Source organism: Segatella copri, assembly GCF_026015295.1.
GTDB lineage: Bacteria > Bacteroidota > Bacteroidia > Bacteroidales > Bacteroidaceae > Prevotella > Prevotella copri_C.
The window spans coordinates 952,884-973,656 of sequence record NZ_JAPDUW010000001.1 but is presented as its reverse complement, the minus strand read 5'-3'; the positions used below and the strand labels follow the sequence as shown (position 1 = coordinate 973,656).

Here is a 20,773-nt window from a genome sequence, read left to right as displayed (position 1 = left end):
AAACTTACCTTATATTAATGCTCATCTGCATGCTCGCCCGTGAGCGAAGCCAGATAATACGCGTTTTCTGTCACAATCTTCTTTCCTTCCTGCTTCAGGTGCTTGCAGAGTTTTACCTCGGTATAAGTACCGTCCGAAACGCCCGTAATGACCTCATGGCGGGAGAAACTGTACTCGCCCTTCTTTGGTTTGCCATTCAGAGCGAAGACAAACTGCTTGCCGTCGGTACTGACGATGGCCTTGGAAGGAAGAGCGATGCACGACTGGCTGCCGATAGCTATCTTGCCGCTTACATACATTCCGTCGAAGAGTCGGGCTGAGCCGTGAACGCCGCTTGTTTTAAGAGACTGCGCATCTATTTTTACATGAACAGCAACAGATTTGGAATTATCGTTAAAGTATTGGTTTAAGCCGTAAACATGACCTGCGAGTTTTACGCCCGGCTGATTGGTAAGCGAGAGATAAACCTTATCGCCCGGCTTTACCTTCTGCAGATCTTTCTCAAAAATGTTCAGATCGCACTCTACAGCCTGGTTGTTCTGAATCTTCATGAGCGGCGTCTGCATATCGACAAAGCTGCCCAGACTGGCTGTAATCTGCGAAACCGTACCCGGAATCGGAGCACGCAAAGGGAAGGCTGTGGTAAACTTACCCCTGGCAACGGCGGCGGTAGAAATGCCCATCTGGGCAAGCTGTTTGCCGATGCCGATGAGGTTGGCGTGGGCCACATGATACTCCTTGGCAGCCTGCTGCGCATTCTTCTTGACGCCAGCTCCTGTCCTGTTCAGCAGTTTCTGTCGCTCCAGGTCGGCAAGTGCCAGTTCGCACTCCTTGCTGGCAGAATAATATTCGCGTTGCAGACTGACCACATCGGTATTTTCAACCAGAGCCACAACCTGTCCGCGCTTCACATTCTGTCCTTCCTTTACATAGATAGCCTTTACTACGCCCCCCATGAGCGAAGCCACATCGCCCTTGTTCTGGGCGCGCAAAACGAGCTGACCGTTGGCTGCAATCGTAGCATCCATCACACGGTCAACCGCCTCGCCCATCTTCAAATCTACAGCATCTACCTGTTTCTGAGAGAGCGGAATGTTGTCGAAATCCACCTCTTCATGTTCATGCTCATGTCCGTGTCCGGCAGCATGAGCCTCTGCTCCGGCGTGGTTTGAGAAAAAGGTGAAACCACACCAGGCCAAGATTGCCGCAACGGCAACCACCAAAATTCTTTTCATTTTTTCTTCTTTTAAATTGATATTTCATTAAAACTTGGGTGCAAAAGTACGCACTTTACCCTGCAACCCGGTTGCAAAAGCTGCATCCTGGTTGCTCTAACTACAGAAAATCAACAAAAAGAAGGAGGTCCTCGTCTACTGATGACCGTTTCATCTACGCAAGGAAGGCTGGCTGCAAACTGCTGCCAACGCACGCTAATGAGCGACGAGGTTGGGATAAACAAATACTCAGAAGAAAGCATGGAAAGCAGATGGTTTCCATCGAAAAGCTGTTTCTGAATGCCCTTCATGATCTTGCAGCCGGTTACGAAATGGTGCAGCTGATGCACGCGGCAACTATCGGCTTCTTTCTCATGATGTTCAGTATGCTCATCGTTGAAATTACCATCCTGCTGGCAACGTTCTACAACCATACAAATACGCCCCATGTGGTGATGATGCATCACCACCGTAGAGAGCAGCACACTCAACGTGGCCACAAAGAGGCTGAACAAGTATAGTTTCTTCTTTGCCATTTTATTCTGTTTCCAAATTTTAGGATTGCTTTTTTCCGTCCGCAAAATTACATTAAAAGTACGAAAGAGCCAAGTAAAACAAAGAAAATTAGCATTTTTTCTTAAAAATATTAAAACCGAGTACCCTTAAAGCCCTTTGAATACGTAATATGATTAGTTTTTAGTAACTTTGCAACATAAAATTCAAAAATAGAAATGAAAAAAGTATTTTTAATCTTTCAATTACTCCTTGTAGTAATGCTGGCTCAGGCGCAGATGATGAACCCTGTGAAGTTCACCAGCTCGCTGAAAACAGACGGAAGTGCTGTGGCCGAAATCGTGTTTAGCGGAAAAATCCAACCGGGATGGCACGTCTACTCTACCGGTTTGGGTGGCGACGGTCCGATTTCCGCTTCGTTCAACGTAAACAAGCTTGAAGGTGTTGAGCTCGTAGGAAAACTTCAGCCACGCGGCAGAGAGATTGCAAAGTTCGACCCTCTCTTCGAGATGAAACTCCGTTATTTTGAAGGTAGCGTTACCTTTGTACAGAAGGTGAAGTTTACCCAACCAAATTATCATATTGATGCCTATCTGGAGTATGGCGCCTGCAACGACCAGAACTGTCTGCCACCAAGCGAGGCTGGTTTTAAGAAGAGTGGCAAATCGCCAGCCGTTGATGCTCCTGCAGCTGGAGCAAAAGATGCTCTGAATGCAAAGGCGATTGATCCTGCTCTTGCTGCCAAGATGAAGGCCGATTCGCTGGCAAAGGTTGCAGCCCTGGTTCAGACCGACAGCGCTACTCAACCCGTAGATTCCGCAGCTTTGGCATCTGCTATGGAAAATCTGAACGTCAAGGATTTATGGAAACCGGTTGTTAAAGAACTTCAGGCATTTGGCGGAGCTAACGACATCGCCAACCATTCGCTCTTCTATATCTTCTTCATCGGTTTTGTGGGCGGTCTGCTTGCGCTCGTCATGCCTTGCATCTGGCCTATCATCCCGATGACCGTAAGTTTCTTCCTGAAGCGTGCTAAGAACGATAAGAAGAAAGGAATCCGCGATGCGATTACTTATGGTTTGAGCATCGTCGTCATCTATCTGTTTTTGGGTCTTGCCGTAACAGCCATTGCAGGTCCTAGCACCCTGAATGCGCTCAGCACAAGTGCCGTTTTTAACATCATCCTCTTCCTCCTGCTTGCCGTTTTCGCCTTCTCGTTCTTCGGTTGGTTCGAAATCAAATTGCCTGACAGTTGGGGAAATGCGGTGGACAACAAGGCTTCCAGCACCACGGGTATGATTTCTATCTTCCTGATGGCTTTCACCCTGGTATTGGTCAGCTTCTCATGTACAGCTCCTATCATCGGTTTGCTGCTGGTTCAGACCGTTACATCCGGCGACTGGCTCGCTCCTACCGTGGGAATGTTCGGTTTTGCGCTTGCTCTGGCGCTCCCATTCACCCTCTTCGCCCTCTTCCCATCATGGTTGAAGTCGGCTCCTAAGTCGGGTTCTTGGATGGAGACCATCAAGATTGTGCTCGGCTTCGTCGAGCTTGCCTTCTCTCTGAAGTTCCTTTCTGTAGCCGATCTGGCTTACGGCTGGCACATCATGGACCGCGAGGTATTCCTCTCTCTCTGGATTGTCATCTTCGGTCTGTTGGGTCTCTATCTCATCGGCAAGCTGAAGTTCCAGGTTGATGCAATCGGAGGCGACATCAACAAGCCTATGCCTGTAGCTTGCATCATGTTGGGTCTCTGTTCTTTGGCATTCTCGGTTTACATGATTCCAGGTCTCTGGGGTGCTCCTTGCAAGGCTGTGAGCGCATTTGCTCCACCTATTAATACACAGGACTTCAACCTCAACACCAAGACCGTAGAGCCTGCTTACAAGGATTACGAGCTGGGAATGGCTGCGGCAAAGGCTGCCGGAAAACCGGTATTGCTTGATTTTACGGGTTATGGTTGTGTAAACTGCCGCAAGATGGAGGCTTCTGTTTGGACAGATCCTTCGGTTGCAGATAAGCTGACAAAGGATTATGTTCTCATCTCTCTTTATGTAGATGACAAGACTCCTCTTCCTGAGCCTATGGAGGTAACGTTTAATGGCGAGAAGCGCACCCTGCGAACCGTTGGCGACAAGTGGAGTTATCTGCAGGCAAGCAAGTTTGGAGCTAATGCCCAGCCATTCTATGTGGCTATTGACAACGACGGCAATCCTCTTGCAGCAGCCTTCAGTTTCAAAGAAGATGTTAGTGCTTATCTCGACTTCCTGAACAAGGGTCTGGATAATTACAGAAACAAATAATATAAGATTTTATAGTTAATAAGGCCGGTATTGGTTCATTTAAGTAGATTTATGAAGGATAAATTTCAATAGATTAGTTTATTCAAGGTAGATTTATTTAGGATTAATACTTTCCCCCGACAGGTAATGGTTTCCAAGCCTTCCTGTTGGGGGATTTTTTTGTATAGGCACAAAAAAATAGGGCCTGTTTCACAACAGACCCTAAACATACTTACTAAAACTAAATTAACCACTAAAAAAACTAATATTTTTTAATCCTAGAAAATAAGGTGAATAACACCTTTAATCTAAAAACCTAATCTATGACACGAAATCATCCCGATTTCTTGATTGCAAAGATAGGGCTTTTATATGAAACCGCCAAACTTTTTCCCAACTTTTTTTCTAAGAGTGGGCTTTTTTATCGGGATTTCACATTATTTAATCAATAACTCCTCTACTTCACATTTTAGAACCTATAGCCAACGGTCATCAGCAACTGATGGCGCTTGTTGTCAACCTTGGTTGCATTAACAGAGCAGCCCATATCCGTAAAACTTTCGAATGGATAGAAATCTCCCTTTTGAGAAGAATACTGATAAGCCACATCTATAGCCAAATTCTGGTAATTGAAACCTACACCTAAAGTAAAACGGTTTGTCGCCTTCCAGTTGGTATAATCAGCAGAAGAAGCTATGTAAACACCATTACTGTCAAATGTCTGATCGCGTAAAGCATTATCTTTATACATTGGCGATACATAATTATAACCTAATCGGATTGACAACATGTCAACAGGCTTAATCTCTGCACCTAACTTCAAGGTACTTACACCTTGCAGGTTCAATTGAGTATCGTGATTCATAGCCTCATCACTACTACTGCTCTCATAATAGTCTCCCCAATAGGAATCATAATAACCACCATCCTTCACACGGTTGTCCATATGATCGTACCAGGCATATTCATAAGTTGCACCAAGTGCCAGATAATTTCCTATAGTATGACCCAAGCTGGCGCCCACCTTCCATGGTGTATTGAGACGGAAATCATAATCTATACTCTGTCCCTTACTACCCTTGACATAACAAGGCTGCTGACTTCCATCTTTTTCCTCATAGGTAGCAGGATCATTATTTCCCGAAATAGTAATATCATTATCGCCACTAACTGTGAGATCATAGAAGATAGGACTATTAAAATAAGCACCTATACGGAAAGGAGAATCCTTGACTGGACGGAAGATAACACCCGCCTTCACATCAAATCCTGTTCCAGTAATCTTCAACTGCTCAAATGAATCCATTATATTGCCATCAACGAAGTCTTCAGAATAAAGAGAATTACTATTGTAATGAACATCATGAAGTCCGACTGTCAAACCAAGCCAAACCTGATTATTAAGCGAGCCACTAATGTTGAAATCATAGGTGCCAATATAACCATGCTGATACTGACCAAACAAATACTTATTAGCCTCAGCATAAGCCAAACCACCATCAGTAGGAACAGTAAACAAACCAGGCTGATAGTTTCCGGAATTATCCTTATATCCACCAAGGTTAGCATCCTGGCTGGTCCAACCAGCATACTCTTTGTAATTCTTTGCAGCAGTTATTTTGTTAAGAGAAACATTCTTTAAAGCTCCGGCAGCATTCAGAATCTGTCCAAAGTCGGCACTCTTATGATAATTGAAAGCCAGATTCAACCAATTGGCACCTTTGTTTTTCGGACTCCATACAATACCAACCTGGTCGAAGGTAGGATGACTTTTTTTACCATTAAAAGTAATACGAGCATCATTATACTCCGTATAATTCTCTGCATCTGTCTGGGCGATAACTCCTGCAGTAAGAGTCACCTGGCTTTTACGGAAAAGACCAATACCAGCAGGGTTACTGCTGATAGTGGAAATATCGGCGCCCAAGGCTTCCATAGCACCACCCATACCCACATAGCGGGCAGTACCAGTAAGCTGGGGTGCAGCCAACTTAGCGTCCTGATAAGTTTCTTGCGCAGCAGCCGTCATGCTAGCCATGAGCATACTGGCAAAGAATATATGTTTTAAATTATTCATAATCTTCTCAAATACTAATTATTGTTATCAATTTATCTTCTTCCTCCGAAGCTGCCGCCACCAGAGCGACCACCACCGCCTCCGAAGCTACCGCCACCGGAACGGCCGCCACCTCCGAAGCTACCACCTCCGAAATTACCGCTACTGTTACTAAAGCCAGAATTACTACGACTACCCCAAGAAGAGTTATTGTTAAAGTTGCCGGTATTCTGACGCTGGCCAAAACTACGGTTAGAACCACTACGGCGTGAATAAGTATTACGATTATTACCGCCAACACCTGTATACTGGTGATTAGAACCATCAATACGACCTGGGTTGTTATAGCGAATGTTGCCAGCAAATCCACCATAGCTAACATGCCCGATTACCGGACCTCCCCAATACCAAGGATTGTAGTAGCCGCCCCAGCCATAATACCAAGGGTCGTACCAGCCACCATACCATCCGCAGTAACCATAATACCATGGATCGTACCAAGGGTCGAACCAAGGATCATACCAGCCGGCATAATAGCCGTAGCGCCAAGGATTGTGCCAGCCCCACATGCGGCTGCGCCAATAGTAAGGACCGTAACCATAATAATCGTAGAACCACGGATCATAGAATCCGTCCCATCGGCTCATCTCGCGTGTGCGTACGAAATCTTCATCCCTGTCAGCATACTTCTGGGCGAAGTAAGCATCATCATAAATGCTGTCTGGCGCCACACCCTTGCCCACATGGAACTGAATAATGTCGTTGCCCAGGGAATCTTTCCCTACATTCTCATAATGGCTGAAGATTCTGCCGCCCCGATTGTATTCATCTACCGAACGGTCGCTTCCGCTCCAAAACAGCCGATAAACACTATCTCTACGTGCCCGCTGTTCAGCATACTGGCGCTGGAGCAGAGCCCGTCTTTCAGCCTTTTTTTTGGCCTCCTTCTTCGGATTGAAGTAGAGGTCATCGTCCTGTGCCATCGAAGTGAGTGGCATCGCAGCTGCGATAAGGACTGCAAGAAGATACTTTCTTTTCATATTCTGTTCTCCTATTAATTTTTTTCTCCATTTTTCTCTTTCCAGATCCATCATAAACCATCAGGAAAAATACTCCCGAAAGAGCCCTTTTCTGATTATATAATAATCTGAATGCAAAAATATTGCTTATCTTTATGCAAAAATACAGAATTTCCCTAAATAATTGTAGGTTTTCCCCTATTTTTTTATAATTTTGCAGAAGATTTAAAACAAATCTAGCTTTTTTGAACATTCGAAGGCGTTTTTAGACAAGAAATTAATACAAATTAAATATGAAATATTTAGTAGCAACATTCACAATTGAAACGACTGCCGACTTGATGCAGGACTGTCAGGATCTACTTGCCGATGGTGCAGCCGAAGTCGGATTTGAATCTTTTGAAGAAACAGAAACCGGACTGAAAGCGTATGTGCAGAAAGAACTCTTCGACAAAGAGCTGCTGGATGACCGTCTTTCTGATTTCCCTATTGGGGATGCGGAAATTACCTACGAGGTGAAAGATGCAGAATACAAGGATTGGAACCAGGAATGGGAAGAACAGGGATTCGAACCAATTTATGTGGACAACCAGGTGGTGATTTACGATGCGAAACATCCCGAACTCTATCCCGATACGAGCAACAGACCCGACATGATAGAAATAGGTATTGAGGCGAAACTGGCGTTCGGAACAGGAAACCACGAAACCACACGCATGATTATTTCACAGCTGCTCCACATGCCTATCAGAACCAAGCGCATCCTGGATTGCGGAACGGGTACGGGAATACTTGCCCTCACCTGCTCAAAACTCGGAGCTAAAGACGTGGTAGGCTACGATATTGACGAGTGGAGCGTGGAAAATGCCAAGCATAATGCCGTGCTCAACGGCGTAACTAACATGGAAGTACTCTTTGGCAACAGTCAGGTAATCAACCACATCAGCGGCGTTTTCGACCTGGTTCTAGCCAACATCAACCGCAACATTCTGCTCGACGACATGCGCGCTTTCCGTAGCGTGATGAACATCGGCGGAACCCTGGTTCTGAGCGGCTTCTACGAAGAAGATATTCCTGTACTCCTGGAGAAAGCAGAAGAACTGGGAATGCATGAAATAAACAGACAGATTGACAACAATTGGGCCTGCCTTGTTTTAGGTTCATAAAGATTCTTTTCTGATTCTAAACATTCAGAACGAAAAATCTGAAATCAGAAATATCAGATTAAAACATACGAATAAAGGTTGGATTTTCGCATATTGTCAAAAGTCCAACCTTTATTCCATGAATTTCTTCTCATTATTATTGCTTCCTATGCAGAGCTGCTTGAGCTCATAATAACTGCCGTTGTAAATATTGAAATCTACGTAGCCTTTAATGCCCGGCAACTTGCCCACATCCGTATGCTGCCAGAACTTCCATTTGCCCTTATACTGAACCTTGTCAACATAATAGTGGGCTATCCAGTAAGGATAATCATCGAAGACAGGCGCACTCAGATATTGCTCCTTGAATTTATAATAGGTGTAGATGATAGGTTTAACATGATACTTATCCTCTACAATATGCAGCCAGGTAAGCACATCACGCTGGAAATCCTCCACACTCTTATCTGCCGGCTTATGTTCAATATCCAGTACCGGAGGCAAATCGCCATCCGTAAGATGAACCTGGTCTAGGAAATAATAGGCCTGTTTTCGGGCTGTCGACTTATTGCTCCAGAAATGATAAACACCCCGGATGAAACCGAAATCGCGAGCCTGATTAAAGTTCTCGCGAAAATTCTCATCGAGCCGTGAAGAACCTTCCGTACTCTTGATGATGACGAAGCGCACAGGACACCCCTTGATCATCGCATTCTTGAGCTGTTCCCAGTCTATCTTGCCCTGATAATGCGAAATGTCGATTCCATGAATCTCGTAACCTTCAGGATATTCAGCATCGCCATAAAGCGCACGCCATCGGAAACCAGTTGGTCCTACAAAGAAATGATAGAACAGAAAGACATAGAGCACGATAACCGCCGTTCCGCCTATCCACCACGCCCAACGGGGATAGCGTTGCAAAAAAGAAGACGAACGCCTTCTACCACGGGAGCCGCCACGCCGAGGAGTTTTCTTTCTCGCCATGGCACTCTTTTTCTGTGAAGAAGCCGTTCGTCTTGTTGACATATAAAAAAATATTTATTCTATTTTTTACTTAGCCTGCTCCAACTGGAGAGTCTTTGTGGTCTGGTCGCAAACCTCAGAAGGACCCCAGTACTGGATAGGACCTGGATAAACGTAAGCTGTTTCCTTAGCCCACTCATCGCGCTTAGAAGCGAAGAACTTGAATGGAGCACCATCCAGCTCAACGAGAGCCTTGCGGATAACTGGCTTGTTAGCACCATTACGACGCTCGATGTTCATCATCATAGTGATTGGCACACCACCTGCAATCCACTCTGCTGCAGGAGCAGTTGTGTTCTTGATGATTGACATGTAACCGGTCTTGCCGTTAGCGATGAGGCGTGAAGCGTTGAAACCGAGTGAGTAGCAGTAGTCAGCATCGTAGTTAGAAGGAGCTGCGCAACGTCCCTCGTAACCGAAGAAGTGGTGCTGTGCAGAGAACTTACCAACAAACTTGCCTTCCTTCTTCCATGCAGCCAACTTCTCAGCTACCATGCGAGAAAGCAACTTCTCTGTCTCGATGAGAGAAACCTGTACGTTTCCGTGAGGGTCGCGGTCGAGGCAAAGCTGGCGAGCTACGTCAGCTGGCAAAGACTCCAATACAGCGAGGTTGTCCTTAGCGATGGCACCCTTAACGAATGCAATCTGCTCCTCAGCACTTGCAAACTCACGGCTCTCGCCTGTTGCAGGGTCTGTAAGAACCTCGTTCAATTCTGCGATGAGCTTCTTGATAGCTGGGATGAACTCGATCAAGCCCTCTGGGATGAGAACAGTACCGAAGTTGTTGCCCTCAGCAGCACGGTTAGCTACTGCAGTTGCAATATAAGTAACAACATCATCGAGTGACATTTCCTTAGCCTCTACCTCCTCAGAAATCAAGCAGATGTTTGGCTGAGTCTGGAGAGCGCACTCAAGAGCGATGTGAGATGCTGAACGACCCATCAGCTTGATGAAGTGCCAGTACTTACGTGCTGAGTTACAGTCGCGCTCGATGTTACCGATGAGCTCAGAATATGTCTTGCAGGCTGTATCGAAACCGAAAGAAGTCTCAATCTGCTCGTTCTTCAAGTCGCCGTCGATAGTCTTAGGGCAACCGATTACCTGTACGCCATACTTCTTGGCAGCATAGTATTCTGCGAGAACGCAAGCATTGGTATTTGAGTCGTCACCACCGATGATGACAAGTGCCTTGATGCCGAGTTCACGAAGAATCTCAATACCCTTCTCAAACTGGTCTTCCTTCTCAAGCTTGGTACGACCGGAACCGATGATGTCGAAACCACCAGTATTGCGGTATTCGTCCATGAGTTCAGAAGTAATCTCCATGTACTTATGGTCAACGAGACCACCAGGACCGAGGATGAAACCATAGAGCTTGTTAGCTGGGTTGAGAGACTTCACACCGTCGAAGAGACCAGAAATCACGTTGTGACCGCCAGGAGCCTGACCACCTGAGAGGATAACACCTACGTTGAAAGCAGGAAGTTCCTTAGCCTCACCTGCCTCGAATGTAATAACAGGCATTCCATAAGTGTTAGGGAACAACGCCTTGATTTCATCCTGATTACCTACTGACTGTGTTGCTGCACCTTCAACTGCCTTTACTGGGCCCAGGAGAGCCTTAGGCAATTTTGGCTGATAAGCAGCTCTTGCAATCTGCAATGCACTTTTTTCCATAATTCGTTTTTATTTTAATTAGTTGAAACTTCAAAAACATCTGCAAAAATAACTCTTTTCTGCGAGATACGGAAAGAAAAATGCTAAAAATGCGTTAATAGATACATTTTTTCCCAAAAAATGATGTTATTTCAAAGAAAATGATTATCTTTGAGCGATATTTTTAATTATTCATTAATTAGGAGAAAAGAATTATGGCTAATAAAAGAGATTTAAAGCGCACGATCAACTACATTACAAGCGAACTTTTCGCTGAGACAGTAGCTGCATCTTTGTATAACGGTAAGCCTACACAGGAAGATGTGGATGGCATTCTTTCAGCTATCGTCATGATCAACGGCGATTACATCAGCCGCGTGTCTCACCCGGAACCGGGAATCAAGAAGGGTGAATATTATAAAAAGCTCATAAGCGACTTCAACAAGCAGATGAGCGAAATCATCGACCAGATTTCAAACCTGGCATAATCCTTTCATCATCAGAATCAGAAAATACACCTATTTATATATATGGTAAAAGGAATTTGTCAATGGATATTGTATAAGCGCTTGGGCTATAAGAAAATCATCACCCAGGAGCTTCCTGAAAAGTATATTATCTGCATGGCTCCGCACACCAGCAACTGGGATCTGATACTGGGCCAGCTCTTTGCCCATGCTGAGGGAATCAAATGTAATTTCCTCATGAAAAAGGAATGGTTCTTCTGGCCGCTAGGTCCTATCTTCAGAAAGATGGGAGGTATTCCTGTGTGGAGAAGCAAACATACCAGCATGACGGATAATCTGGCTGCAGAAGCGGATAAGCGCAAGGCTTTCGGACTGTGCATTACGCCCGAAGGTACCCGCTCGCTCAACCCGGAATGGAAAAAGGGATTCTATTTCATAGCCCTCAAGGCGCATCTGCCTATCCATCTCTATGGGCTTGACTATGAGAAGAAGGTCATCCAATGCACCAGGCAGATTATCCCGTCAGGAGATGTTGACAAAGACATGCGTGAAATCAAGTTGTACTTCAAGGATTTCAAAGGAAAGAAACCGGAGAAGTTCACAATCGGAAATATTGATTAAACGTTAGAAGATAACGGTTTAGTCAGCTATTAAAGAAGGAGTATTCGTATAGTGAAACACCAAAACATAACATATTGTTTGATAAGCAGTTTGCTGTTAGCCGCTGGAGCTTCGCTTCAGGCTAACGGCAAATCGTTTTTTCCTATCTACGACGAGGCTAACAGCGGCGCATGGCAAGGCATAGATTATGATGGCGACCCATGGGTGTTTAATGTTTCCCGCCCTTATTTCGTTACGGCAGGACTACAGAACAGGCACCTTTCGCTATGGGCCTCGCACGGACGGTATTATTATGCCGACAGAGATGTATGGAAATGGCAACGCCCTAACCTGTTTTGCACAAACGAAGATCTCTTTACCCAAACCATCGTAGTGCCCTACCTCATCCCGATGCTCCAGAATGCGGGAGCCATCGTCTTCACACCCCGCGAAAGAGACTGGCAGAGGAACGAAATCGTCATCGATAATGATGATGCTGTCAAGTCGGTTTATTATTTCGAAAAGGAGGCAAGCAAGCGATGGAAAAACTGCGATTCGCTAGGTTTTGCCAACCGCTACCGACTGAAAGATGGGGAAAATCCGTTCCGCATGGGAACCGTGAGACAGGCGAAGGCTACCAAGCGCAAGAAAACCAGCCAGGTAAGCTACCAGCCCCGTTTCAAGGAAGCCGGCAAATACGCAGTCTACGTAAGCTACCAGTCGCTCCCCAAGAGCGTGAGCGATGCAAGATACATCGTTTATCACAAGGGCGAAGCCACGGAGTTTTCCGTTAACCAGCGCATGGGCGGAGGCACCTGGGTTTACCTGGGCACCTTCGATTTTGACAAGGGCTGCAACGAGTTCAACCGCGTGGTCTGCACCAACAAGGCTTCACGCCGTGGAGTAGTAACTACAGATGCTGTCCGCTTTGGCGGCGGCATGGGAAACATAGAGCGTGGCGGTTACACCAGCGGATTGCCCCGTTGCCTGGAAGGAGCCAGATACTACGCCCAATGGGCTGGTGCTCCTTATAAGGTTTACGGCGGCAGAAAGGGAGAAAATGATTACGCCGACGACATCAACACCCGTTCGCTGATGACCAATTGGCTGGGCGGCGGTTCGGTTTACATGCCTGCCAAAAATGGCAAGCACGTGCCTATAGAACTCTCGCTGGCACTTCATAGTGATGCGGGTTACAATAAGGACGGAAAATCTACCGTTGGATCCCTTGCTATCTGCACGACAGATTATAACGACGGAATACTGAACAGCGGAATCTCCAGATTCACATCCAAGGATTTCGCCAGGGCTTTGCGCGATAATCTCGTTACGGATCTGACGGCTCAGTTCGGAGAATTTGGCAAACGCTACCTATGGGACAGAAACTATTCTGAAACCCGTCTGCCGGAAGTTCCGTCGGCTATTCTCGAAATGCTTTCGCATCAGAATTTCCCTGACATGAGAATTGCTCAGGATCCGCTCGGAAAGTTCTATATCGCACGCTCCATCTACAAAACTATCCTGCGCTTCGTAAACAGCAATCATGGAACCCGATACGTGGTCCAGCCGCTGGCTCCGCAGAACTTCAGCGTTACGCAGAACCAAGGTGTTGCCCTACTCTCATGGACAGCCCAGCTGGACAAGACGGAACCATCTGCCCGCCCTACTTCTTACATTATTTATAAGGCAGAGGGACAAGGCGGTTTTGACAACGGAACCATCGTGAACACCACCCGCTGCCAGATGCAGCTGGAACCGGGCAAGCTTTACCATTTTAAGGTGGCTGCGGTTAATGCAGGAGGAGAAAGTTTCACCACCGAAACCCTCTCTGTGCTCTATAATCCTGCTGCCAGCAAGTCTGTGCTCATCGTAAACAATTTCCATCGCCTTGCCTCTCCGCAGGTCGTGGACGATGAGGAAAAGCAGGGATTCGACCTCAATCAGGATCCGGGCGTAAGCTACGGACTGACGGCGGGATGGAGCGGCAAGCAACAGGTGTTCGACAGAAGCAGAATGGGCAACGAAACCAGTTTCGGACTCGGCTTCAGCGGCAACGAAATGATTGGCAAGTTTGTGGCAGGCAACGACTTCAACTACGTTCAGGCGCATGCTACAAGTATTGCAGCTTCGGGCAAATATAATATTTCCAGCTGTTCGAGCGAAGTTATCGCCAGCGGCAGGGTTCAGATGAAGAACTATCAGGCAGTTGACCTCATCAACGGACTGGAGCGCCATGACGGCTATACTCACGCCTACTTCAAGTCGTTCACGCCTGCCCTGCAGAACAGCATCAGGCAATACGCCAGCCAAGGCGGCAGAATCCTGATAAGCGGTTCTTACACCGGAAGCGACATGCAGACTGAAGAGGAACAGGCGTTCCTGAGCGATATTCTGAAACTCAGCTATGAGCCTACAGGTTCTACGGCCATCACCAGGGACATCAATCCCGAAGATTCAACCGTAACAGAACGAGACAGTATTGTCTACACTTCGCCTAACGTCAAGGGATTAGGTCTGCAGTTCAGCTATTATAACGAGCTGAATGCCCAGCATTATGCGGCAACTCATCCCGAGATATTGAAACCGGTTGGCAATTACGCCTTCACGGCGATGCAATACGATACGGGAACGAGTGCGGCGGTTGCCTACAAGAGCTCTACTTACCGCAGCTTCGTCATGGGATTCCCGCTGGAATGCATCATCGACGAAAGAACCCGCACCAGCGTGTTGCTCGGCATTCTCAAATTTCTGACAGATTAAATTCAAAGTAAAACAGATAAAAAAATTTAAGCTTATGTATAAGATTCAAGCCAACCAGTCTGGTACTCGCTCTATCGAAGTGAGCGACCAGCATTTAGAGACCATCGAAAAGTATCAGTTACTCCGCAACCTCGTAGACAGCAACGGCATTATCGACGAGGAAGTGCTCGATAAACTGAAACTTAATGTGCGTTCACTCCTCGAGAGCAGCGATATCAAGGATAAGGAGTTGCTCGATCTCTGTCTCGACGTCATCTACAATCAGAACATGAAGGCGCTCGGTCTTCACAACCTCGTTCTGCTCTACGTAGACTGGAAAGACAAGAAGCAGGCTGAGGCTGCAGCAGATGCAGAACCAGACGCAGTAAATGATTAAAAAATATTGAATGGATTATAAGTTAACAGATTTCTTACCTACCACCAAGAAAGAATGCGAGTTGCGCGGATGGGACGAACTCGACGTCATCCTCTTTTCAGGAGATGCTTACGTTGACCACCCATCCTTCGGCCCTGCCATCCTCGGACGAATACTGGAAGCCAACGGCTATCGTGTAGCCATCGTTCCCCAGCCCGACTGGCACGGCGATTTCCGAGACTTCAAGAAACTCGGTCGCCCTCGCCTCTTCTTTGGTGTTTCTCCGGGTGCCATGGACTCGATGGTGAACCGCTACACGGCCAACCGCCGCATGCGTAGCGAGGACGCTTTCAGTCCCGACTCCCGCCACGACATGCGCCCCGACTATCCATCTATCGTCTATACGCAGATACTGAAGAAACTCTTTCCCGACGTACCTGTAGCACTAGGCGGTATTGAGGCTTCGTTGCGCCGCATCAGCCACTACGACTATTGGAAAGACGAGCTCCGCAAGTGCATTCTCTGCGATTCGGGCGCCGACCTCATTCTCTACGGAATGGGCGAACGTTCTATCGTTGAACTAGCCAATGCCTTTGCAGAAGGCAAGACGCTTAGCCAAATCCACGAAATGCCGCAGGTGGTTTTCTACTGCAAGGAAAATGAGATTCCGGGCGGTTTCAAGGACGATGACATCATCCTCCACAGCCACGAAGAATGTCTCCACAACAAGAAGGGGCAGGCTGAGAACGTGCGCCATCTGGAGGAAGAAGCCAACAAGATGCATGCTCAGCGCATGATTCAGGAAGTTGACGGCAAATATGTAGTGGTGAATCCGCCTTTCCCGCTGATGACTACCGCGGAACTGGATGCGGCTTTCGACCTGCCTTATACGCGTTTGCCTCATCCTAAATACAAGGGCAAGACCATTCCTGCCTACGAGATGATCAAGTTCTCCGTGAACCTTCATCGTGGCTGTTTCGGCGGCTGTTCTTTCTGCACCATTTCTGCCCATCAGGGTAAATTCGTGGTTTGCCGCAGCAAGGAGAGCATTCTGAAGGAAGTGAAGAAAATCATCCAGATGCCTGATTTCAAGGGCTATCTGAGCGATTTGGGCGGTCCTTCTGCCAACATGTACGGAATGCACGGCAAGAATCAGAAAGCCTGCGAAGTGTGCAAGCGTCCGTCGTGTGTAAACCCTCAGATTTGTCCGAACCTCAATACCGACCACAGCAAGCTTCTGGAGATTTATCATGCTGTAGATGCTTTGCCGGGAATCAAGAAGAGTTTCATTGGTAGTGGTGTGCGTTACGACCTTCTGCTGCATAAGAGCAAGGACGAAAAGGTGAATCAGGCGGCTAGAGAATACACGCGCGAACTGATTACCAAGCACGTGAGCGGCCGACTGAAGGTGGCTCCCGAACATACGAGTCCGGAGGTCTTGAAGTTCATGCGCAAGCCATCGTTCGACCTCTTCTACGAGTTCAAGCGCATCTTCGACAAGATCAACAAGGAAGAAGGTCTGAACCAGCAGATCATTCCTTATTTCATCAGTTCGCATCCGGGCTGTCATGAAGAAGACATGGCCGAACTTGCCGTCATTACGAAGGGACTGGACTTCCATCTGGAGCAGGTGCAGGATTTCACCCCTACTCCTATGACCATTTCTACCGAGACCTGGTATACGGGGTACGATCCTTACACCCTGGAGCCGGTCTTCAGCGCCAAGACTCAGAAAGAGAAGCTTGCCCAGCGCATGTTCTTCTTCTGGTACAAGCCTGAAGAGCGCCGTGCCATCGAGAGTGAACTTCGCCGGATAGGCAGAGCCGACCTCATCGACAAACTCTACGACAGAAAGAGCATGGGTGGCAGTTTCAAGGGTAAGAAGACGCATTATGACGATAAGGCGATAGGTTCTACATACGATAATCCTGGTGTAGGAAAAGGTGCTAAAGGCAAGCGTGGAGCTGGCAGAAATGCTTCTGAACGCTTTGCCCCAAAGGGTTTCGGAAATGTAGGTTGCTATGATGAAGATAAATATCTGAACGAAGGCCGCCCATTAAGCGGAGGTGCCGGCTTCTTCAAGAACAAGAAGAAAAAGAGCTTCAACCCTAATTTCGACAACGACAACCACAGTCGCAAGAACCGCTACAACAGCGGGGATAAGAACGAACGCGGCGGCCGTGGAAATCAAGGAAGAAATGAAGGTAGAGGCAGAAGAAGATAAATGCTAAAAAGAGGGTGAATCATATATTTATGACTCACCCTCTTTCACATTATATACTGAACTTTTCCAAAATAATTTAGTACTGTCTCAAAGCACCGAGTAATTCAGCATTCTCGCTCTTGTTTCCTATCGTAATTCTCAGACAGTTGCCACACAACTGAACCTTGTTGCGGTTTCTTACGATAATGCCTTGTGCCACCAGATAATTATAGATGGCATTGGCGTCGGTCATTTTAGCCAGGAAGAAGTTTGCATCAGTAGGATAAACCTTCTCGCAGATAGGCAGATCCAGGAATGCAGCCATTACCTTAGAACGCTCCTGCAGGATGTTCTTCACCCATTCGTCAACCTTCAGCGGATTCTTCATCACTTCCAGCGCATGCTCCTGAGTAAGCAGATTGACGTTATAAGGATATTTCACCTTATTGAATATGTCAACAATCTCCTTGCTCGCAAAAGCCATTCCCAGACGGAGGGCTGCACAGCCCCATGCCTTACTCATGGTGTTGAGTACAATCATGTTGGGAAATCTGTCGAGCACGCTGCGGAATGTGCGCTCCGAAGAGAAATCGCTGTAGGCTTCGTCGATGATGACAATACCCTGGAATTTCTGCAACACCTCTACGATTGCCTCGCGGTTGATGTGATTGCCCGTAGGATTGTTCGGACTGCAAATCCAGATAACCTTTGTCTGTTCATCGCAGGCTGCCAGCAGTTTTTCTGCAGAAATCTGATAGTTTTCATCGAGCAGCACAGAGCGATACTCCACATCGTTGATGTCTGCGCATACTTCATACATTCCGTAAGTAGGTGCAATCGCCACTACATTATCCTTGCCCGGGCGGCAAAATACACGGTAAACCAAATCGATGGCCTCGTCGGAACCGTTGCCCAGGAAGATTTTCTCTTCAGCTACACCCTTAATCTTGCTGATCTGCTTCTTCAGTTCAACCTGCAGCGGATCAGGATAGCGATTGTAAGGGTCATTATATGGATTTTCGTTGGCGTCGAGGAAGACGCGGGCATTTCTGCCTGCAAACTCCGTACGGGCGCAACTGTAAGGTGCCAGATTCCAGATGTTCTCTCGGCACAAATCTTTCAATTCTTTCATTTTCTTTCAAAAACTATTAAGAAGTATCTTTACAACTTCCCGTTTCACCCTATTGTTTCAAACTGTTCACTCTCAGTCTCATCGCATTGGCATGAGCTTCCAATTGCTCATTTTCCGCCATGGTCACTACAGCATTTCCAATGTTACGAATACCTTCTTCTGTAAGATGCTGGAATGTGATTTTGCGATTATAACTGTCCAGGTTCACTCCGTTGTAAGCCAAAGCATAACCATGGGTTGGCAAGGTATGGTTCGTACCGCTTGCATAGTCGCCTGCACTTTCGCACGCATAGTTTCCGAGGAATACACTACCTGCATTCACAACTTTTTCTGCCAGCTGCTCGTAATCGGCTGTGGCGATAATCAGATGCTCCGGCGCATAAGTATTGCAGAGGTCGATTGCCTCCTCTTCAGTCTTCACGAGGATAAACTTAGAGTTATCTAATGAGGTCTGTGCCATCTCCTTACGTGGCAAACGTTCAAGTTGTACTTCGACTTCATTCTTTACATCATCCAACACCTTTTCAGATGTAGTAATGAAGAAAACCTGAGAATCGAAACCATGTTCAGCCTGCGACAATAGGTCGGCAGCAGCAAACACAGGGTTGGCTGTTTCGTCGGAAATAAGACAAACTTCAGACGGACCGGCAGGCATGTCTATAGCCACATCGTGCAGGGAAACCTGCTGCTTGGCAGCCATGACGAACTGGTTGCCCGGACCGAAAATCTTATAAACTTTAGGCACGCTCTCCGTACCGTAAGCCATGGCTCCGATAGCCTGAACGCCACCCGCCTTAAAGATCTTGCTTACGCCCGCAATCTTTGCCGCCATGAGAATAGCCGGGTTCACCTTGCCCTCTTTATTAGGAGGAGTACACAGTACTATTTCTTTACATTCTGCAATCTTGGCAGGAGTAGCCAGCATCAGAACGGTGCTAAAGAGAGGAGCAGTACCTCCCGGGATATACAATCCCACCTTCTCTATAGCCACACTCTTCTGCCAGCAGGTTACACCAGGGCAAGTTTCAACCTTTACACCATCAAACTTCTGGCTATGATGGAATGCGGCAATGTTATGATGGGCGAGGTGCAAAGCGTCTTTCAGTTCTTGAGAAACCAATTTCTCTGCCTCTTCGATTTCAGCTTCAGTCACAGCCAAAGAATCGAGATGGGCATGATCAAACTTCTCCTCGTAACGCTTCACGGCTTCGTCGCCATGGTTTTTCACATCGTCGAGTACACCTTGTACGGTCGCATTCAGCTGCGAAACATCCAGGTGTGGGCGTTTTACAATCTCGCTCCATTCCTCCTTTGCAGGATACTTTATTACCTTCATTCCTATTATTAATATTTAATTATTAATGTTTAATGTTTAGTTTTTAACGCATAATGTCTCTAAATAAACATTACACATTAAACACTACACATTATTATAATATCATCTTTTCGATTGGTGTTACCAGGATGCCCTGTGCACCGAGTTCCTTCAACTTGCCTATGATTTCCCAGAAACGCTTCTCATCGAGCACGGTGTGGATAGAGCACCATTCCTCATCAGCCAATGGGATAATCGTTGGACTCTTGATGCCTGGCAATACTTCTGTAATCTCCTGAACCTTTGCCTTAGGAGCATTCATCATCACGTACTTCTTGTCCTGTGCAGAACGTACAGCCTCGAAGCGGAACAGCATCTCGTTCAGAATCTCATGCTTCTCCTCGTCCATGTTCCAGTTGCCGATGAGCAGAGCCTCGCTCTTCATCACCACCTCAACCTCAGCAAGATTGTTGCTGACCAGAGTAGAACCTGAACTTACAATATCGAAAATACCGTCAGCCAAACCGATGCCCGGACTGATTTCTACAGAACCCGTAATGACATGGATGTCGGCATTGATATTGTTCTTCTTCATAAACTTGCGCAGGATGTTAGGGTAAGAAGTAGCAATCTTCTTGCCGTTGAACCATTGCAATCCCGGATAATCAATCTTCTTAGGAATGGCGAGACTCAGGCGGCACTTGCTGAAACCCAGACGGTCAATAATCTGCGCATTCTCTCCACGCTCTACAAACTCGTTCTCGCCCACGATACCGATATCTGCCACACCAGAGGCTACGCTCTGAGGAATATCATCATCACGAAGGTAGAGAACCTCGAGAGGAAAGTTGCTTGACTGCACCAGGAGGGTGCGTTTAGAGGCACTTACTTTGATGTCAGCCTCTGATAAAAGATTCATGGTGTCGTCGAAAAGACGACCCTTACTTTGTACTGCTATTCGTAACATATTTCTATATTTTGTTTGAAAAACATTGCAAAAGTACATATTTTTATTAGAATAAACAAATAATTT

16 protein-coding genes are annotated in these 20,773 nt (G+C 46.7%); 7 read left to right on the top strand and 9 right to left on the bottom strand.

Features of this window, described 5'->3' with window-relative positions; all coding sequences use genetic code 11:
- Positions 1-14: 14 nt before the first annotated feature.
- Together ONT18_RS04000 and ONT18_RS03995 are read right to left on the bottom strand one after the other, a co-directional pair.
- On the bottom strand, positions 15-1,235 hold the full coding sequence (locus ONT18_RS04000) for an efflux RND transporter periplasmic adaptor subunit (protein WP_233400561.1): 1,221 nt from the start codon (positions 1,233-1,235) through the stop codon (positions 15-17).
- 110 nt (positions 1,236-1,345) lie between these two features.
- A complete protein-coding gene (locus tag ONT18_RS03995) occupies positions 1,346-1,750 on the bottom strand; it encodes a hypothetical protein (protein WP_233400560.1) in 405 nt (134 codons plus the stop codon).
- Between the two features lie 195 nt (positions 1,751-1,945).
- Here ONT18_RS03995 and ONT18_RS03990 point away from each other — a divergent pair, with 195 nt between their 5' ends.
- Complete coding sequence (locus tag ONT18_RS03990) at positions 1,946-4,030, top strand: protein-disulfide reductase DsbD family protein (protein WP_264904203.1); 2,085 nt, start codon at positions 1,946-1,948, stop codon at positions 4,028-4,030.
- Positions 4,031-4,478: 448 nt separating this feature from the next.
- Here the strand turns inward: ONT18_RS03990 and ONT18_RS03985 are convergent, their stop codons facing one another.
- Positions 4,479-6,086, bottom strand: coding sequence for an OmpP1/FadL family transporter (locus tag ONT18_RS03985; protein WP_264904201.1), 1,608 nt, complete (start codon positions 6,084-6,086; stop codon positions 4,479-4,481).
- A gap of 32 nt (positions 6,087-6,118) precedes the next feature.
- The gene (locus tag ONT18_RS03980) at positions 6,119-7,105 is read right to left on the bottom strand and encodes a hypothetical protein (RefSeq protein ID WP_264904199.1); all 987 of its coding nucleotides are present in this window, start codon (positions 7,103-7,105) and stop codon (positions 6,119-6,121) included.
- 272 nt (positions 7,106-7,377) lie between these two features.
- On the opposite strand from ONT18_RS03980, the gene prmA reads away from it, so the two are divergent.
- On the top strand, positions 7,378-8,250 hold the full coding sequence (prmA, locus tag ONT18_RS03975) for a 50S ribosomal protein L11 methyltransferase (RefSeq protein WP_118152473.1): 873 nt from the start codon (positions 7,378-7,380) through the stop codon (positions 8,248-8,250).
- Between the two features lie 111 nt (positions 8,251-8,361).
- On the opposite strand, the gene ONT18_RS03970 is transcribed toward prmA, so the two are convergent.
- Together ONT18_RS03970 and ONT18_RS03965 are read right to left on the bottom strand one after the other, a co-directional pair.
- Positions 8,362-9,213: a glycoside hydrolase family 25 protein gene (locus ONT18_RS03970; RefSeq protein WP_118255573.1), complete on the bottom strand. Its 852-nt coding sequence runs from the start codon at positions 9,211-9,213 to the stop codon at positions 8,362-8,364.
- A gap of 66 nt (positions 9,214-9,279) precedes the next feature.
- Positions 9,280-10,929 (bottom strand): diphosphate--fructose-6-phosphate 1-phosphotransferase, encoded by a 1,650-nt coding sequence (locus ONT18_RS03965; protein WP_264904196.1) that lies wholly within the window; start codon positions 10,927-10,929, stop codon positions 9,280-9,282.
- Positions 10,930-11,123: 194 nt separating this feature from the next.
- Here ONT18_RS03965 and ONT18_RS03960 point away from each other — a divergent pair, with 194 nt between their 5' ends.
- The 5 genes from ONT18_RS03960 to ONT18_RS03940 all read left to right on the top strand — a co-directional run bounded on the left by ONT18_RS03960 (position 11,124) and on the right by ONT18_RS03940 (position 17,314).
- On the top strand, positions 11,124-11,396 hold the full coding sequence (locus ONT18_RS03960; protein ID WP_118080102.1) for a hypothetical protein: 273 nt from the start codon (positions 11,124-11,126) through the stop codon (positions 11,394-11,396).
- A gap of 42 nt (positions 11,397-11,438) precedes the next feature.
- The gene (locus tag ONT18_RS03955; RefSeq protein ID WP_022121200.1) at positions 11,439-11,996 is read left to right on the top strand and encodes a 1-acyl-sn-glycerol-3-phosphate acyltransferase; all 558 of its coding nucleotides are present in this window, start codon (positions 11,439-11,441) and stop codon (positions 11,994-11,996) included.
- Between the two features lie 78 nt (positions 11,997-12,074).
- Positions 12,075-14,735, top strand: a complete 2,661-nt coding sequence (locus ONT18_RS03950; RefSeq protein WP_264904194.1) for a fibronectin type III domain-containing protein — start codon at positions 12,075-12,077, stop codon at positions 14,733-14,735.
- A 34-nt stretch (positions 14,736-14,769) separates the two neighbouring features.
- Entirely contained in the window at positions 14,770-15,111 is a 342-nt protein-coding gene (locus ONT18_RS03945) for a hypothetical protein (protein ID WP_117586171.1), read from the top strand.
- Between the two features lie 10 nt (positions 15,112-15,121).
- The gene (locus tag ONT18_RS03940) at positions 15,122-17,314 is read left to right on the top strand and encodes a YgiQ family radical SAM protein (protein WP_264904192.1); all 2,193 of its coding nucleotides are present in this window, start codon (positions 15,122-15,124) and stop codon (positions 17,312-17,314) included.
- Between the two features lie 76 nt (positions 17,315-17,390).
- Here ONT18_RS03940 and hisC read toward each other — a convergent pair whose 3' ends face one another.
- From hisC to hisG, 3 genes are all read right to left on the bottom strand, one after another.
- Positions 17,391-18,425 carry a histidinol-phosphate transaminase gene (gene hisC, locus ONT18_RS03935; RefSeq protein ID WP_118080108.1) on the bottom strand — a complete coding sequence of 345 codons (1,035 nt, stop codon included), beginning with the start codon at positions 18,423-18,425 and terminating at the stop codon, positions 17,391-17,393.
- Positions 18,426-18,474: 49 nt separating this feature from the next.
- Complete coding sequence (gene hisD / locus ONT18_RS03930; RefSeq protein ID WP_264904188.1) at positions 18,475-19,761, bottom strand: histidinol dehydrogenase; 1,287 nt, start codon at positions 19,759-19,761, stop codon at positions 18,475-18,477.
- Positions 19,762-19,855: 94 nt separating this feature from the next.
- Positions 19,856-20,707 carry an ATP phosphoribosyltransferase gene (hisG, locus tag ONT18_RS03925; protein WP_119230206.1) on the bottom strand — a complete coding sequence of 284 codons (852 nt, stop codon included), beginning with the start codon at positions 20,705-20,707 and terminating at the stop codon, positions 19,856-19,858.
- Positions 20,708-20,773: the final 66 nt, after the last annotated feature.